Origin of the sequence: Kribbella monticola (genome assembly GCF_003261635.1) — a bacterium.
Taxonomy (GTDB): Bacteria; Actinomycetota; Actinomycetes; order Propionibacteriales; family Kribbellaceae; genus Kribbella; species Kribbella monticola.
The window spans coordinates 79,256-93,280 of sequence record NZ_QFXK01000002.1 but is presented as its reverse complement, the minus strand read 5'-3'; the positions used below and the strand labels follow the sequence as shown (position 1 = coordinate 93,280).

Here is a 14,025-nt window from a genome sequence, read left to right as displayed (position 1 = left end):
TCCGCCCAGTCCTCCACGTTCAACACCTCATGATCGTCATGGGTGGGTCAGAATTCCGCCGGAACCAGAGGGTCAGTATTCAGCCGGAAGCGACACAACCGTCCGCTCGTCTGCCCAAGCCGTCGAGGATGGCCCAGATGGAACTCATGTCGCTGAGATGGACCTGAGTGGCGACAGCACGGGACTGACGCTGGTTCCCAACGCGGGCCTGCTCGCGGCGCCGTCGACCGTCTACCCAGTTGTTCTCGATCCGGTTCTGACAACTGTCAGCCGTACGGCGTGGGCGGCTGTCTGGCAGATCTACCCGACCACTTCGTTCTACAAGACCACCCACAGCCTCGGCGTCGGTAACGAGGATTTCGAACAGCACAAGATCGTCCGCTCGTACTTCCAGTTCGATACCCGGGGCTTCGCCGGCAAGAGGGTGCTCGGGGCAACCCTCCGGACCTACGAGGTTCACTCCGCGAGCTGCTCAGCACGTTCGGTCTCGGTGAGCCGAACTGCGCCGCTCTCCACCGCCACCACCTGGAACAACCAGCCCGCCTACCAGTTGGAGGTAGGCAGCCAAAGCTTCGCTCACGGGTACAACACCTCCTGCCCGGATGCGTACGTGGAGTTCCCTGTCACCAATTCAATGGTCGACACCGCAACCAAGGGCTACGGCACCTCGACGTTCCGACTCCGCGCCACCGACGAGACCGACGAGATCGCCTGGAAACAGTTCAACTCGACCGGCCAACTCGAGGTTAACTACGTCTCCCAGCCGGCCGTTCCGACGAACGTTGGCCTGCTGGACCCCAACCTGGGTTGCGACGGCGCCGCGACGGCGCCGACCGTGGGCGCGAGAATTATCAAGCTCACCGCAGTCCCTCGACTTACGGCGAACGACACTGGAGCAGGAGTTCAGGTCGAATACGAGCTCTACAAGGACAACACGCTGATTCGTACAACCAGGATGGGGCTGGGACCTCCTGGAGTCGCCAGTCCCGTGTCGATGGACAGCAGAAACTTGGATGGTACCAACTTTCATTTCAGAGCGCGCACCTATTACCCATACAGCTCAACCGGTGCACTGACATCGGCCTACTCGGCATCGTGCTACTTCAAGGTTGACCTCCTCGCGCCTCAAAAGCCGGCCGTTGGCGCGATGGACGGAACGGAGAAGGTGCAGGACTGCGCTGAGAAAGGAACCACCGTCTGCGAGCCGAAGGTGGCCTATGGGAAGGCGATCACCTTCACGATCAAGCCTGGGTCAACAGATGTTGTTCGCGAAGAATATTGGTGGGTCGGCGAGGTCTCGCGGGTCAGCGTTTCCGGTGCCACAGTCGTGCGTGCGCTGATCCCACCGCAAGAGGGATATAACCGCTTGTTTGTCGTGAGTTACGACGCCGCTGGACACCCCAGCGAAACCACAGAGTTCAAGGTCAATGTTCTCCAAGCCTCGCCGCCAGTGGGCAATTGGTCGTTCGATGACGGGCAGGGATCAGTAGCGGCGGATGCGGCAACGCCTGCACATCCCTTGACGCTGAGCGGCGCAACCTTCGGTTCTACTGGCCGCTCGGGCGGATCGCTCACACTCGACGGTGTCGATGACAGCGCCCAGTCGTCCGGTCCTGTCGTGGACACTTCGAACAGCTTCACCGTTTCTGCCTGGGTCCGGCTCACCGCCAAGAAAGAGGCGGTCGTCGCCGCCGCATCCGGCGCGGTTGGCAGTGCGTTCGAGCTGTACTACTCCGCATCGCTGGATCGTTGGGTATTCCTTCGTATGAAGACGGACGTAGCGGCGCCTGCCATCGTTCAGGCGAAGTCGGATCAGCCAGCGGTGCTGGATGCCTGGACGCACATCGCAGGTGTCTTCGACGAGGGTCAGGGGAAGATTCAGATCTACGTGAATGGCAAGCTTCAGACCGCCGGCAACGTGAACTTCCCGGATTCGGCATGGAAGGCGACCGGGCCGCTGAGCATCGGGCAAGGGAAGTTCAACAGTGCCTACACGAACCGATTCGCGGGATCCATCGACTCCCTCCAGATCTGGCAGCGAGGACTGAACGCGCAAGCGGTGGGGGCAGCGGCCAATCCCCGGACCGCCGATGAGTCTATTGTCAGCCTCGTTGCTCATTGGCCGTTGGACAACGCGACACAGGGTACTGATGGCGCCTGGCGTACTCCGGACACAGTGAGCGGCGCAGATCTCACGATGTCGGGATTCGGATCCGTGGGCGATCAATCGACAGCATTCGTGGATGACGGCGAGGAGCCAGGGCGTGGCCGGGTGCTCGCCTTTGCTGGTTCGGCAAGCGAATCCATGGTGCTGTCAAGACCGGTGGTCGATGGGGACGCCAGTTTCTCGGTCGGCGCCTGGGTGAAGTTGGGGGATCCGACCAAACGCGTCGTGATTGCGCGCCAATCCGGGCCCGATCGTGACGCGTGGCGACTGGAATGGCAACCCTTGGACGCAGCCATTGGGCAGTGGGTCTTCGCCCGGGCGCGGGCGAACTCGACAGAAGAGGACATCTCGGTCTATCGCGACGACATCGGCGATGCGGCAGGCGGCTGGCGACTGTTGATCGGTCGATACGACGCTCAGGGTGAGGCGGTCACCAACCAGACAGATCCTGGTGTGGTCAGCGTGACAGTGAACAAAGCTCCGGGTGACCGAGTTTCCGCTGGCTCGCCATTTCGATCTGGTGACACCACGGCTGTGGGCAAGGGGCGTGCATCAGGTGCCGAGTTCGCGGGGCAACTGGATGACTTGCGGGTCTATCTGGGCTATATCGAAGGTCCTGCCATTTGCAGGGAGTATCCCGACCTGGATCCGCAGACCTGTCCGAATGCGGAGGGCTGACCGATGACTGGCGACATGCGAGCAAGGAGATCGGCAATGATCGGCAGGTTTGCTCGTATTCGGGCGCGAAAGTTCGTCGCAGCCGTCGCGGCGGGATCCGTTCTAATCGCGGGTCTGCAAGCTGGGACAGGCTCGGCCGCGGTAGCAGACGCCGTGGGCCGAGTGCCGAGGCCAAGCGAGAAGTCGATTGATGTCAAGCCTGCAGACAAGAGGCTCAGTCAGGAGAGTGCTGCTCGCCGGGCTGCAGCGGAGGCTCCTGCACCGGTAGTGAAAGCGCCAGTGTGGCCGCAGGCAACAGACCGGATAGCACTGGCAACAGACGGAAGGTCCGGATCGGCTGCGGTCTCGGTGTCGACGCCGCCGGGGCTCAAGAGCGCGGCAGGTACTGCGCCGTCCCAACTGAGGCTGCGTGTGTTCGACCATGCAAAGGCCGAGCGGACCGGGATCGACGGTGTTCTGTTGACCGTGACCCGTGCGGATCAGCGGGTCGAAGCTGGCGTCACCCAGGTTACGGTCGATTACTCGGGCTTCGCCGAAGCGTACGGCGGCGACTGGCGCTCGCGACTTCGGCTCGTCTCGCTGCCGCGCTGTGCCTTGACGACCCCTAAGAATGCCGGCTGTTTGACGGCTACGGAGCTGGGGTCGACCAATGATGCACGCGCGCAGAAGCTGAGCGCACCTGTGAGCGTCAGCGGAACTGAGCAGGTTCTGGCTGTGACAGCTTCTGCGGCATCAAGTTCAGGCGATTATGCGGCCACCAAGTTGTCGTCGGCATCGAGTTGGGTCGGAGGCTCATCGAGTGGTGACTTCAGTTGGTCATACCCGTTCAGAGTCCCCCCGGCGACGGGCGGCCCCTCGCCGAGCCTCGAACTCCAGTACTCCGCACAGTCCGTCGACGGCCGCACGGCCGTTTCGAACAATCAACCCTCATGGGTGGGGGAGGGCTTCGAGCTCAGCGAGTCGTACGTCGAGCGGAGGTATGCGAACTGTAGCGACGAGGGCCACACTGGCAAGTACGACCAATGCTGGAAGTATGACAACGCCACCTTGGTGATGAACGGGAAATCGAACGAGCTGGTGAAGTCGGGTTCGACCTGGCGGCTGAAGGACGACGACGGCTCAAAGGTCGAGAAGGTCACCGGTGAGAATTCGGACAACAACAATGAAGCCTGGAAGGTCACGACCCAGGACGGCACGCAGTACTTCTTCGGTCGGAATGTACTTCCGGGGCTGACCAGCAGCACGCCGACGAACTCGGTCTGGACCGTGCCGGTCTTCGCTGACAAGAGCGGCGAGGAGTGTTACAAATCCGACTTCTCAACCTCCTTCTGCGACCAGGGCTGGCGTTGGAATCTTGACTATGTCGTAGATCCACACGGCAACGCGATGACGATGTGGTACGCGAAGGAGACCAACTACTACGCGAAGTACGGCGCTACGACGGCTACCGCTGCGTACACGCGCGGCGGGTATCTCACCAGTATTAAGTATGGCCAGACGGCGGGCACCTTGGCCGCGAACGCTCCGATGCAGGTGGACTTCGACACGCAGGAGCGGTGTGTGGTCGCCGACTGCAGTTCTCTCACCAGCACCACGGCATACAAGTGGCCGGATGTGCCATTCGATCAGATCTGCGCATCTGGTGCCGCCTGCAAGAACACTGCTCCGACCTTCTTCTCCCGGCGGCGGCTTCAGAAGATCACCACCAAGGTGCTCAAGGGCTCTTCATCCGCGCCTGTCGACCAGTGGCAACTGACCCAGACCTTCCCTCCGAGCGGCGATCTTCTTGCGGGCAACGCGCTTTGGCTTCAGTCGATCACTCATACCGGTCTTGCATCCTCGGTTACGCCCGCGACACCTTTGAAGGTGACCTTTGGTGAAAAGCCGTTGGCTAACCGGGTCGATAGCAGCGGTGATGGCATCTCGCCGATGATGAAGATGCGGGTCGGGAACATCTGGACCGAAACCGGTGCGGTGATCACGATCAACTACGCGGATCCGGAATGTGTTGCCAACACGCACATGCCCGGGGCGGCTGACCGCAACACGATGCGGTGTTATCCGTTGAAATGGACTCTCAAGAACGACATCGAAAGAGACGACTGGTTCCATCGCTACGTAGTCGATCAGGTTCGGGTCAGTGACCCCACTGGGGGCGGGGATCCAGTCGTCACGAACTACATCTACTCGGGTGGCGCGGCCTGGCACTACCAGGAGAACGCTTTCATTCCGAAGAAGCATCGAAACTGGTCGGACTGGCGTGGCTACAAGACGGTGACCGTCAGCGAAGGCGACAGCAACCAACCCGGAATCCCGACGAAGGTTGTTACAACCTACTTCCGAGGAATGGACGGTGATCGGCTGTCAGCCGGGGGCACCAAGGCTGAGGTTGTGGCTGACAGCACGGGCACAACTCGGGTGGATGCGCCTGCACTGGCCGGTAAACCACGCGAGAGCATCACCTACCAGGCGGCCGGTAGCACGGCCGAGGTGTCAGGGACGATCACTGACTACTGGACCAAGACGACCGCGACTCAGACGGTCGAGCCCGCCTCGGTGACGGATCCGGACCACGATCCGGCCCTTGTCATCCGCTCCGATTTCGCCAAGACGTCGTCAAGCCAGTCGAGAACCGCCCGCGACGCCGGGCGCGACCCCATGTACCGAACCGTCACCACTGCCTATGACGACGCGACAGGTCTTCCGGTGAAGAGCCAGGACGGCGGAGACGCGGCAAAGCTCAATGACGAGACCTGCACGTTGACCACCTACGCCTCGAACAGCACGACAGGGATGGTTGCCTACCCATCGCGCGTCGTCACTTCGACCGGCTTGTGCGTTGCTGACTCGGCCGATCCCCCCAAGGAACGTGCGCTGGCGGACACGCGGACGTCGTACGACAGCGGCGGCTTCGGTGTCGCCCCGACCAAGGGTGACGTGCGGCTCGTCGAGCGGTTGAGTGGGTACGACAGCAGTGGCCACGCGCAGTACTCAACTGTCGCCACCAATGTCTACGACACGCTCGGACGAGTCACCTCAACGACAGACGTCCTTGGTAGGACGACAGACACCGCTTACACGCCGGCGGGACCCGGTCCTCTGACCCAGACCGTGGTTCAGCAACCGCCGGTCGTCGCTTCCGGTGGAACCTCGGTCAGACTGACTACCAAGACGGATCTATTGCCGGAGTGGGGTGTGTCCAGCAAGGTCACCGACCCGAACCAGAAGGTCACCGAGCTCACCTACGACACGATGGGCCGGCTGACCGGCGTCTGGCTTCCGAACCGCAAGGCCGGCACCGACGGCCCTAACACTCGCTATACCTACAACTTGTCCGCAGGTGTCGCCTCGTCGGTCCGCACAGAGACGTTGAATGCCGATACGACCGGATACCTGAGTAGCTATGCGTTATACGACGCGATGCTCCGGCCACGCCAGACTCAGAGCCCGGCAGCTGACGGAGGGCGAGTCATCGCGGAATCCAAATATGACTCGCGCGGCCTGGCCATCATTCAGAACGGCGACGTCTGGAATTCCACCGAACCCAGCGGAACCCTCGTCTCCATACTCGACGCGGAGGCTCTCGCAGAGACTGTTTCGACCTACGACGGCGCCAAGCGATTGATCCAATCGACATTTGCGTCGGCGGCCCAAGACAAGTGGTCGACCCGCACCGTCTACGGCGGCGACACCGTAACGACCCTCCCGCCGGCGGGAGCACCCGCCACCGCCGAGATCAGCGATGCTCGCGGACAGGTGGTCGAGCGCCGCGAGTACGACTCGAACGTTGTCACGTCGGGATACATCCCGACGAACTACAGCTACGATCTGGCCGGCCGAATGACGAAGCTGGTCAGCGGGGGTTCGAGCTGGACGAACACCTACGACCTGATGGGTCGCAAAGTCCAAACGACCGATCCGGATGCCGGCACCACGACGTACGGATACGACGATGCCGACCGGCTGATCTCGAGCACCGACGCGAACCAGCAGACATTGCTGACCACTTACGACAACCTGGACCGCAAGGTCACCCTCCATGAGGGCGCCAAGACCGACGGGCAGTTGCTGGCGAGCTGGCTGTACGACGGCGTCGGCAACCTTGGCCAGCCGCAGGGATCGATCAGATACACCATCGGGAAGACCGGACCGCAGTACAAGAATCTGGTCATCTCTCGAAATGTTCTCTACAACCCAACCGCGACTTCAGTGGTGATTCCGAGCGCAGAGGGTACCGATCTGGCCCGCAGTTACCGGACAGACATTCACTACGCCCCCGATCAGCAGACCCCGAACCTCACCTACCTGCCGGGCGGCGGCACCGTCGCGGCGGAAGAGCTCGACTACACGTACAACCGCCTGGGGCAGCCGCTGTCGATGCGAGGGGACTCGCCCTATCTCCGTGACATCGACTACAGCAAACTGGGTGACCCTCTCACCTACTTCCTTGGCAGCGAGACCAGCGACCCTCAGATCCAACAGTCCTACGAAAACGGGACTCATAGGCTCACCGCGAGCGCGGTGGCGCTCACCGCGTCCTACCTGGCGAGTCACAGATATGACTATGACCCGGCAGGCAACGTGCTGAAGGACACCAACGACGTCGGGCCAGATACACAGTGCTACGACTACGACGGTCACCGCCGACTCACCGACGCATGGACGCCGGCCAGTAAGGACTGCGCTGCGGCCCCAACAGCGTCCAGTCTCGGCGGTGCGGCACCGTACTGGCAGTCTTGGACCTACTCGTCCACCGGCCTGCGCAAGACCGAAACCAACCACACGGCTACAGGCGACACGACCTCTGCCTACACCTACGACACAACGCGAACACACTCGCTGTCGAAGGTCGCCACCACCGGCGCCGCGCCGAAGCCGGACGCGACCTACACCTACAACCCAACTGGTGGAGTCGCAACCCGGCCTGGCGACACCGGGCAGCAGACCCTGTCGTGGAACAGCGAAGGCAAGCTCTCCAAGTTGTCGGCACAGTCCGGAGACACCAACTACATCTATGACGCCGACGGCAACCTTCTACTTCGCAAATCGGCCGACCAGACAACCTTGTTCGTCGGCTCACTCGAGGTAACCGTCGCAACCTCCTCCGGCGCGAAGGTAGTCAGCGCCCAACGCCACTATTCGGTCGGCGGAAAGGACATCGCCGTCAGGTCAGGCGCCAACAAGCTCAACTGGCTCTTCACCGACAACCACAACACCTCGCAGGTAACAGCCGACAAGACCACGCAGGCAGCCACCACCCGCTACTCCACCCCCTTCGGCGCCCCGCGCGGCGCGACGGCGACCTGGTCCGACACCCACGGCTTCCTAGGCAAACCCGAAGACAAGAACACTGGCCTCACCCACGTAGGCGCCCGCGAGTACGACCCGACCACGGGCCGCTTCCTCAGCGTCGACCCCATCCTCAACACCGCCGACCCGCAATCCCTCCTCGCCTACACCTACGCCAACAACAACCCAGTTACCCTCTCCGACCCCGACGGCACCTGCCCCCTCCTCGAGGGCGAGTCCAGATGCAACCCAGGCAAGAAAACACCGGCGCCACCACCGGCCCCTCACAACAATCACCAGCCGACACCATCGCAGTCGAACTCAAGTGAATCTTCGAGTAACTCGTCGAAATACGACGATGATAATGAATTGTATACTCCACCTGGTCGGCCGCATCCAGACCGAATGTTCGAGATTGCTGGGTGTTACGGTGGACCGGGGTGCGTAATGCCGGAGGGCTACGCCGGCATGTACGGCCCGTATCGCTATAAGCCAATGGAGAAGGAATTCGGCGACCTGCTCCTGACCGGCTTGGCTTTCGATCTGCCGCTAGAGCTTGGTATGTTGCCCGAGCTTGCTGCATCCCTACGCTCGGCGGCGATCGCCGCAAGAGTAGCGAGAGTAGGCACGGCAGCAGAAAGGGAGCGCGCGGCTCTATCAACGTTGGCCGAAACGCTTCGCGCCGGCGGTGGTATCGGGAAGGATCGGAATCTGGCGGTCGCTCAGTTTTCGATCGACGGAGAGTCCGGGCAGATGGCTGCCGTTAGTGGAGTTGCGCCTCGAGCTGGTTTCGTCGGAATGCCAAAGAATCCGATGTTCTGGCGCGGGTCAGGAGACCTGCGTCGAGCGTCGGACACAGAATGGAAGATTCTCGAGAAGGTGGCGTCGATGTCGCAGTCGACCTCAAGGGGGACTGTTAGTATGTACAGTGAACGCACTGTATGTCCTTCTTGCAGCGACGTAATTAACCAATTTAAATGGAGGTTCCCGAATATTAATATTCAAGTCTATAGCGGAGGTAGATAGTAGTGAGTCGCCCGAATTTCGAGCGGGTCGTTGAGGAATTGATTCGCCGGGGGGTACCTGAGTCGGAGTTCGTCGGCTGCTCAGACTCAGAGATAGAGGAGCTGTTGACGCGGCAAGCGGTGCCCACGATGCCATATGAGTATCGCATTTTCCTGCAACGTATGGGCAAACACGCAGGAGGATTCCAGGCCGGAACAGATGCGTATTACCCCAAGATTCTAGATCTAAAAGAATCTGCGAAGGATTTATTGGCGGAAAATGGATCCGCTATCCAGCTCGAAGCCAACAGCCTGGTTATCTCGATGCATCAGGGATATGAATTTGCTTGGTTTCCGGATGTGTTGGCCGCGGAACCCGTTGTCAGGTTCTACAGCGAGGCTCACGGCGATGCGACAAAGGAGTGGGAGAGCCTGTCGGCGTATTTTATGGATACTCTGTGGGATATTTCGAAATAGTGGGGATGGGAGTTGGTGAAGTTCACGGTCGCGCATGGCGACTGACCTAGCGCTCCAGCCGTAGTTCGTGATCTGGCGGTGAGGCGGCGCTCGACCTTCGAAGACATACCCCAGGTCGACAGGCCAAAGTCCCTGCCGTCGTCGGAGTTCGCGCTTTTTCGATGACTCGCCCACGTCCGAGACCCGGGGGGATCGGAGGCGGGGATCGGTTCTCTGACGAACGAAGTGCAGCCTGGCGACGGTTAGCCGCGACGGAGGAGCGGCGTTTGGGTGGGTGGGGCGAGCAGTTGACGTAGGAAGGCCGCGAAGTGGCCGGCTACGCGAGGGATTTTAGGGTGTCTAGGTAGGTTTTGAAGGTGGTGGTGAAGGGCTCGGCGGTGGTGATGTTGGTGGCTATCCAGGTGCAGGTGGCCTGGGCTGTGGCGATTACCTGGGCGGGGTACGAGTAGAGGACCTGGTGGGCGGCGAACTCGTCTTCGTCCATGACGTGGACTGTGCCGTCTCGGAGGAGGCGGACGTCTAGGTCCAGGTCTATGGCGGTGACTGAGTTGACGCCGAATTCTGCGGGCATGGTGATGTCGCAGTAGACCAAGGTGTTGTGTGGGGCGTCGTTGAAGAGGGCGCTCCACCAAAGGCCCCGGGGGAAGAGGCGGACTCGGTGGTGGTCGATGGTGACCCAGGTGCCGTCGGCGCGTTGGGCTCGGGCGCCGGGGAGGGAGCCGGTCCAGAGGCCGTGTTCGTCCTCGCCGAGGTTGATGGCGTCCATCAGGCGGTGAGGGGTGCCGTCGTACTTGCAGAAGAGTGTCCTCACCAGCTCCATGCCGATCACTGTAGGTGAGGTCGAGATCGCAAGCGAGCAAGCGGCTCGGTACGGCGGTGGGCTCGTGTGCCAGGTGAGGTCACCCTCATCCCGGAGTGTGAGAAACGCACAGTCACCCGCTCCGCGTTCGGAATCCGGCTGCTCCGTGCATAGACTCAAGCATTCGAGGACAACCTGCGGAGGAGCTCGATGCGCGTGCTGGAGACGGTCGGAGGACCGGAGGACCTGAAGGGTCTGACCGACCATCAGCTGACGGAGCTCGCCGCGGAGATCCGCGACGTCCTGGTCGAGACGGTGTCGCGGACCGGCGGGCACCTCGGGCCGAATCTGGGCATGGTGGAGATCACCCTGGCGATGCACCGGGTGTTCGACTCGCCGAAGGATCGCCTGATCTACGACACGGGTCACCAGACCTATGTGCACAAGCTCCTGACCGGGCGAGCGCCCAAGTTCGACACGCTCCGTCAGCAGGGCGGCCTGTCCGGCTACCCGAGCCAGAAGGAATCCGAGCACGACCTCGTCGAGAACAGCCACGCCTCGACCTCACTTTCGTACGCCGACGGCCTGGCAAAGGCTTACCGACTGCGAAAAGAGGACCGCCACGTCGTCGCCCTGATCGGCGACGGCGGTCTCACCGGCGGCATGGCCTGGGAAGCGCTCAACAACATCGCGGCGGCGAAGGACCTCAAGCTCGTCATCATCGTCAACGACAACGGCCGCTCCTACAGCCCCACGGTCGGCGGCCTGGCCACGCACCTGACCAGCCTGCGCACCAACCCGAGGTACGAGAAGATCCTCGACCTGGTGAAGAAGAACCTCGGCCGTACGCCGTACGTCGGTCCGCCGATGTACGAGGTGCTGCACGGGGTGAAGAAGGGTCTCAAGGACATGCTCGCCCCGCAGGGGATGTTCGAGGATCTCGGCCTCAAGTACGTCGGCCCGGTCGACGGCCACGACCGCCAGGCGATGGAAGACGCTCTGACCAAGGCCAAGCAGTTCGGTGGCCCGGTGATCGTGCACGCGGTGACCCAGAAGGGCTTCGGGTACGCCGCCGCCGTGCAGGACGAGGAGGACAACTTCCACCAGGTGCGTCCGAAGAACAAGCCGCGCGGGTGGACCGACGTCTTCGCCGAGGAGCTCGTCGAGATCGGGCATCGCCGGCCGGACGTGGTCGCGATCACCGCGGCGATGCTGCACCCGACCGGGCTGGCCGCGTTCGCGCAGGAGTTCCCGGACCGGATCTTCGACGTCGGTATCGCCGAGCAGCACGCGGTGACGAGCGCGGCCGGGCTCGCGATGGGCGGCATGCACCCGGTCGTCGGCCTCTACGCGACCTTCCTCAACCGGGCCTTCGACCAACTGCTGATGGATGTCGCGCTGCACAAGTGCGGCGTCACCTTCGTGCTGGACCGGGCCGGCGTGACCGGTGACGACGGCGCCAGCCACAACGGCATGTGGGACATGTCGATCCTGCAGGTCGTTCCGGGCCTCCGGCTCGCCGCGCCGCGCGACGGCAAACGCCTCCAGGAACTCCTGAACGAGGCCGTCGACGTCGACGACGCCCCGACCGTACTGCGGTTCGCCAAGGGCGAGGTCTTCGACGACATCGAGGCCATCGACAAGTTGGGCGGCAGCGACGTCCTGGTCCGCACCGGTACCGACGTGCTGATCATCGGCATCGGCTCGATGGCGGCGACCGCGATCGATGTCGCCACCAGGCTGCAGGACCAGGGCTTCGGCGTGACGGTCGTGGACCCGCGCTGGGTGAAGCCGGTCGACCCGAAGCTGGTCGAGCTGGCCGGGAAGTACAAGTTCGTCGTCACGATCGAGGACAACGGCCGGGCCGGCGGTTGTGGATCGGCGATCACCCAGGCGCTGCGCGACGCCGGCGTCACCACGCCGGTGCGCGACTTCGGCATCCCGCAGCAGTTCCTCGACCACGCCAAGCGGGCCGCGGTGCTGACCGAGATCGGGCTGACCGGCCAAGGGCTGGCCCGGGACGTGATCGAGATGATCGCCAAGCACCAAGGGGACGCGATCGCCAGTGAGTCAGACACCGCGAGCGGCAGGCCCGGCGGGGCCTGACGCGGGGCCGGCGAGGGGCCGTCATTCGGCGGCCTCCCGGCAACAGCGGGCCTGGCCGCTGTTCCTCTCGCTGGTTCTCGTCGCCACCGCAGTCGCCGGCGGGCTGGCCCTGCACCAATCCCGGTCCAACGGCCCCGACAAGTCTCAGGCTGCCTCGTCCGGCGCCCCGGGCGGCCCGGATGAAGCGGCCAGAACAGCGGGTGTCGACAAGGTTCTCGCCGCCCGGGCGCAGGCGGTGCAGCAGGACAACGAGCCGGAGTTCCTGGCAAGCGTGGACCCCGGCAACAAGACGTTGCTGGCCAGGCAACGCATGCTGTTCGGCAACCTTCGTCAGTTCGGGTTCGCCAAGCTCGGCTACGAGCAACTCCACGAGCAGTTCGACCAGCGGCTCGTGGACAAGTACGGCCCGTCGACGTACGCCGTGACCGTCGCGATGGCGTACCAGATCGAGGGCATCGACCCGGTTCCCGTCCGGACGATGCTCGGCTACACCTTCACCAAACGTCCCGACGGCCGCTGGATGCTGGTCTCCGACACGGACCTCGACCGCCAACTGCCGCGCGGGTCGCACCAAGAGGCCTGGGACATCGGGCGGGTCCTGGTCAAGCGCGGACCGCGAGTGCTCGTCGTGGTCGAGCAGGGCCAGACCCAGCTCGCGACCAGCCTGGTCGCCAAGGCGGTCAGTGCGGTGAAGGCCGTGAGCGCGAGCTGGCCCGGCGGCTGGAGCGGCTCCGGGTTCGTCATCGCCCTCGACGACAAGGTGGTCCGCGGCGCCGACTACTCCCTGCCGAAGAACGCCGAGGACGCGCTGGCGATGGCGACCTGGGTCTATCGCACCCTGCCGGGCGAGGTGAGCGGGATGGGGGAGCGGGCCGACTCGTACGTCGTGATCAACCCGCGCAACCGGGCCAAGGTGGACGCCCGGACGCTCGCGCACGAGTTCACCCACGTCGCGACCGCGCCGTACGGGGCCTATGCGCCGCGGTGGATGGTCGAGGGCGCCGCGACGTACGTCGAGTTCCTGCCGATGGACGGCGCGGAGGATCTGGCGCTGGACAAGTACCAGGCGAAGGTCCGGACGAAGTACCTCGCGAGAGCCAAGGGCCTGCCGACGGACGCGACCTTCTTCGCCAACGCGTCGAGTTCGTACCCCTTGTCCTGGCTGGCGATGAACTACCTCTTCCACAAGTACGGCGGAACGGAGGTCGCCACGCTGTACCAGGAGATGGCCGCCCTCGGCAGCAGCCAGGCCGAACGGGACCGCATCATGCAGGAGCACCTCGGGCTCACCGAAGCCGGCCTGTTCCAGGTCCTGCGGGCAGCGGCGGGACTGTGATGCCCCGGCGGGTTTGTGGTGGAGGCGGCCGGACCGAGTAGGGTAGCCGGGCTGTAGCAGACGGGCGGACCGGAGGAATCGACCCGACGTGAGCTTGACACCACCTAGTGCCGCACCGCCAGGCACTCAGGTTCCGCCCCACGGGCCCCGCCGCTGGCTGGGCCTTCTT

6 protein-coding genes are annotated in these 14,025 nt (G+C 63.3%); 5 read left to right on the top strand and 1 reads right to left on the bottom strand.

Features of this window, described 5'->3' with window-relative positions; translation table 11 throughout:
• Window positions 1-157: 157 nt before the first annotated feature.
• From DIZ26_RS00965 to DIZ26_RS00955, 3 genes are all read left to right on the top strand, one after another.
• A complete protein-coding gene (locus DIZ26_RS00965) occupies window positions 158-2,845 on the top strand; it encodes a LamG-like jellyroll fold domain-containing protein (RefSeq protein WP_112236667.1) in 2,688 nt (895 codons plus the stop codon).
• 411 nt (window positions 2,846-3,256) lie between these two features.
• Window positions 3,257-9,160, top strand: a complete 5,904-nt coding sequence (locus DIZ26_RS00960) for an RHS repeat-associated core domain-containing protein (protein WP_198675816.1) — start codon at window positions 3,257-3,259, stop codon at window positions 9,158-9,160.
• A gap of 2 nt (window positions 9,161-9,162) precedes the next feature.
• Complete coding sequence (locus DIZ26_RS00955; RefSeq protein WP_112236665.1) at window positions 9,163-9,615, top strand: hypothetical protein; 453 nt, start codon at window positions 9,163-9,165, stop codon at window positions 9,613-9,615.
• A 316-nt stretch (window positions 9,616-9,931) separates the two neighbouring features.
• On the opposite strand, the gene DIZ26_RS00950 is transcribed toward DIZ26_RS00955, so the two are convergent.
• The gene (locus tag DIZ26_RS00950) at window positions 9,932-10,435 is read right to left on the bottom strand and encodes a DUF402 domain-containing protein (RefSeq protein ID WP_112236664.1); all 504 of its coding nucleotides are present in this window, start codon (window positions 10,433-10,435) and stop codon (window positions 9,932-9,934) included.
• A gap of 189 nt (window positions 10,436-10,624) precedes the next feature.
• On the opposite strand from DIZ26_RS00950, the gene dxs reads away from it, so the two are divergent.
• Together dxs and DIZ26_RS00940 are read left to right on the top strand one after the other, a co-directional pair.
• Window positions 10,625-12,520: a 1-deoxy-D-xylulose-5-phosphate synthase gene (dxs, locus tag DIZ26_RS00945; RefSeq protein WP_112236663.1), complete on the top strand. Its 1,896-nt coding sequence runs from the start codon at window positions 10,625-10,627 to the stop codon at window positions 12,518-12,520.
• Entirely contained in the window at window positions 12,480-13,856 is a 1,377-nt protein-coding gene (locus DIZ26_RS00940; RefSeq protein ID WP_112236662.1) for a gluzincin family metallopeptidase, read from the top strand. The genes dxs and DIZ26_RS00940 overlap by 41 nt, the downstream gene beginning before the upstream one ends.
• The last annotated feature ends 169 nt before the right edge of the window (window positions 13,857-14,025 follow it).

Bases quoted from the DNA above. Each gene is read 5' to 3' on its own strand.
- dxs (WP_112236663.1), top strand. From the start codon at position 10,625: ATGCGCGTGCTGGAGACGGTCGGAGGACCGGAGGACCTGAAGGGTCTG.
- DIZ26_RS00965 (WP_112236667.1), top strand. From the start codon at position 158: ATGGACCTGAGTGGCGACAGCACGGGACTGACGCTGGTTCCCAACGCG.
- DIZ26_RS00950 (WP_112236664.1), bottom strand. From the start codon at position 10,435: ATGGAGCTGGTGAGGACACTCTTCTGCAAGTACGACGGCACCCCTCAC.